At 49.2% G+C, this 2,994-nt stretch carries 5 protein-coding genes; 4 read left to right on the top strand and 1 reads right to left on the bottom strand.

The window, feature by feature from the left end; genetic code table 11:
- Positions 1–16 precede the first annotated feature (16 nt).
- Complete coding sequence (mltF, locus tag VIN66_RS11160; RefSeq protein WP_331924068.1) at positions 17–1,447, top strand: membrane-bound lytic murein transglycosylase MltF; 1,431 nt, start codon at positions 17–19, stop codon at positions 1,445–1,447.
- 64 nt (positions 1,448–1,511) lie between these two features.
- The gene (locus VIN66_RS11155; RefSeq protein ID WP_166670463.1) at positions 1,512–1,676 is read left to right on the top strand and encodes a hypothetical protein; all 165 of its coding nucleotides are present in this window, start codon (positions 1,512–1,514) and stop codon (positions 1,674–1,676) included.
- Here the strand turns inward: VIN66_RS11155 and tadA are convergent.
- The gene (gene tadA / locus VIN66_RS11150) at positions 1,648–2,136 is read right to left on the bottom strand and encodes a tRNA adenosine(34) deaminase TadA (protein WP_331924067.1); all 489 of its coding nucleotides are present in this window, start codon (positions 2,134–2,136) and stop codon (positions 1,648–1,650) included. The two genes, VIN66_RS11155 and tadA, sit on opposite strands and share 29 nt — an antisense overlap.
- A gap of 194 nt (positions 2,137–2,330) precedes the next feature.
- Here tadA and VIN66_RS11145 point away from each other — a divergent pair, with 194 nt between their 5' ends.
- Positions 2,331–2,561, top strand: a complete 231-nt coding sequence (locus VIN66_RS11145) for a hypothetical protein (RefSeq protein ID WP_331924066.1) — start codon at positions 2,331–2,333, stop codon at positions 2,559–2,561.
- Positions 2,562–2,564: 3 nt separating this feature from the next.
- Positions 2,565–2,780, top strand: a complete 216-nt coding sequence (locus tag VIN66_RS11140; RefSeq protein WP_331924065.1) for a hypothetical protein — start codon at positions 2,565–2,567, stop codon at positions 2,778–2,780.
- Positions 2,781–2,994 lie beyond the last annotated feature (214 nt).

Here is a 2,994-nt window from a genome sequence, read left to right as displayed (position 1 = left end):
GTAATGAGTAGAATGCATGCGTAGAAGTGGCTACTGGCTACTGGTATTGATTTGGCTTACCGGCTGTAGTCCAGAACCACAGCAGAGCCAGCTTTTCGATATATATCAGAGAGATACTTTAAAGGTTGGCGTATTGCACGGCCCCACCAGTTACTATGTTGGCGTAGACGGCCCGACCGGGTTTGAGCTGGAACTGAGCCAGGCTTTGGCAGACAAACTAGGTGTGAAACTGGAGCTGTTCCCGAGTTATCACCTGGATGAACTACTGCAAAAACTTGAGACGGGCCAGGTTGATTATATTGCCGGCGGTTTAACCCTCACTGAAATACGTAAAGGTAAGTACCGCTCTTCCCCTGCATACCGCTGGATTAATGAAGTGCTGGTGTTTAAGCAGGGTAACACCTGGCCACGCTCAGTAGATGATCTGACAGATACCATAGTCGTGGTAAAAGACAGTAGTCATGCGGAAACACTGCAGCAACTGGAACAGGACCATCCGATGCTGAAATGGCAACAAGACCCGACACTGGATGCCGAAGAGATCCTGCAACAGGTAGTAGACGGTAATATTGCTTACACGGTCACGGATTCTAATCAACTGGCGCTCAACCGGCGCTTTTACCCTAACCTGAGCATCGCTTTTACCGTGCGGGATAATTTGCCGGTAAGCTGGTTACTGGCAGATAATCAGGACGATTCACTGTATGCCGTTTTAATTGAGTTTTTCGGTGCCATGTATCAGGGCGGAGAGCTTATCGCCCTGGAAGACCGCTATTTCGGCCATGTGCAGCAATTCGATTACGTCGATACGCTCTCGTATATCGAAGCTATCGAGCAGACGCTGCCGGCACTGAAACCCTGGTTCGAGCAATACGCCGGCGAGCTGGACTGGCGCTTACTGGCCGCACTCAGTTACCAGGAATCACACTGGGACGCCAAAGCAAAAAGCCCGACTGGGGTACGTGGTTTAATGATGCTGACCTTACCTACCGCTCAGCAAATGGGGGTAACCAGCCGCTTGGACGCCCAGCAAAGCATCCGTGGCGGCAGCCGCTATCTGCACCGGCTGGTGACACGGATACCGGAACGCATTCCTATGCCTGACCGGCTGTGGTTTGCGTTAGCCTCTTACAATGTGGGTTGGGGTCATGTTGAAGATGCACGCATTCTGACCCAGCGAGATGGCGCCGATCCCGACAAATGGCTGGATGTAAAGCAGCGCCTGCCGTTACTGCGGCAGAAGAATGTTTATCAGACCACGAAGTACGGTTATGCCCGTGGCGATGAAGCGGTAACTTATGTTGATAACATACGCCGCTACTACGATACCCTGTTGTGGGTCGACGAGCGCCAGCAGGCAGAACACCGGCTGGAGCAGCAGAAACAGCGTCTGACTGAGCAGAGTAGTACAGAAATCTTGCCGCCAGCACCAGTTGAGCAAAACTAGTGCCCATTGATCCCGGCGCTGCACGCCCTCATAGTAGCGGTTAAGGTCAGATGAAGGAGCTACTATGCTAAAACGGAAAAAACCTCAGGTAAAAGCCCGGCGTCGTCGCGTGTTAGATGTGGCCGCCAGCAGGCGCCGGATAAAACGCAATATTGCCGTTACTAAACTACATCAACGCCGTCGTCATTATCTCGGCTTTTTTAATCAGCCTGAGGCTGAATGCGCTTAAGCGCTTTATGCTCGGCTCTGCGCCGCTGAAAAAAGCCTGACAACTGTGCAGCACACTGCTGTGCCAATACACCGGACACCACATCCACCTGATGATTAAACTGGTGATACTGCAGTAAGTTAAGTACTGAGCCAGCCGCGCCGGTTTTCAAATCACGGGCACCAAACACCACTTTTTTAATTCTGCTGTGCACCATTACACCGGCACACATACTGCAAGGTTCCAGCGTCACATATAAGGTGCAATCAGGTAAGCGGTAGTTTCCAACCAAAGCGGACGCAGCACGTATTGCCTGCATTTCCGCGTGAGCTGACGGGTCGTTCAGGCTAATCATCTGGTTCCAGCCTTCAGCTAGCATGACACCGTCTTTGACCAGCACCGCCCCTACCGGTACCTCACCCTGCTCTTCCGCTTTGGCCGCAAGCTTAATCGCGTGCTGCATCCAGTCTTCATCAGTCATATTGGTTTACAATTATTCACTATACCCAGCACGGAGTTTACCACTATATTCTGGTTAAATTGGCTAAACTTTTGGTCATTTGTCCGCAAAGCAGATCAAACTATAGACATAATTATTTGATTATAAACAATTAATATGATTGGCATCTGATTTGCTAAGATTGCCAGACTAACAAACTAAAGAGGAGCGTCTTTATGGATATCGGTATTGTCATCATAGTGGTGGTTGCCATACTCGGCGGTGTTGCTTACGATGCGATGAAAATGCGTTACAAATATCAACAACTGGCGTCCGGCAAAGGTATCGATAAACTTGAGCAGGAAATAGCGGAGTTGAAACAACGTACCGCTACATTGGAAGCCATTGTTACCGATAAATCTTATCAGCTGAAAGATCAAATTAACCAGTTATCAAGGAGCAGCTAAAAAATGGGTGTGTTTGACATGATTGTTATTGTTGTCGTGTGTTCAATGGCGTTTGCTGCTTTTGACTCCTACAACAAACACAAAAACAAAACCGGCAGCAGTAAGGAAATGGACGAACTGAAGGCTGAACATGAAAAATTGAAACAACGTGTCGCCACGCTGGAAAGTATTGTCACAGACAAATCCTATCAGCTAAAAGATCAAATCAACCGCCTGTAGCCATTGCAGTTTCGTCCTGACAGCGTGGCAGTTAACGCCCGATATGTTACACTGCCGTCAATTGCTGACAGGAGCAAACTATGTCAACAGAAACACTGGTTAACCGGGCCCGCACAATATGTGAACAAAATGGCGCCCGCTTTACGTCTATCCGGGAAAAAGTCTTTCGTCTGCTCGCCAACCTTAATGGCGGCATCGGCGCTTATGAGTTATT

The organism is Rheinheimera sp. (genome assembly GCF_036568245.1).
Classification (GTDB): domain Bacteria; phylum Pseudomonadota; class Gammaproteobacteria; order Enterobacterales; family Alteromonadaceae; genus Alishewanella.
The sequence above is the reverse complement of the archived record's forward strand: the minus strand, read 5'-3'. Positions and strand labels throughout refer to the sequence as shown.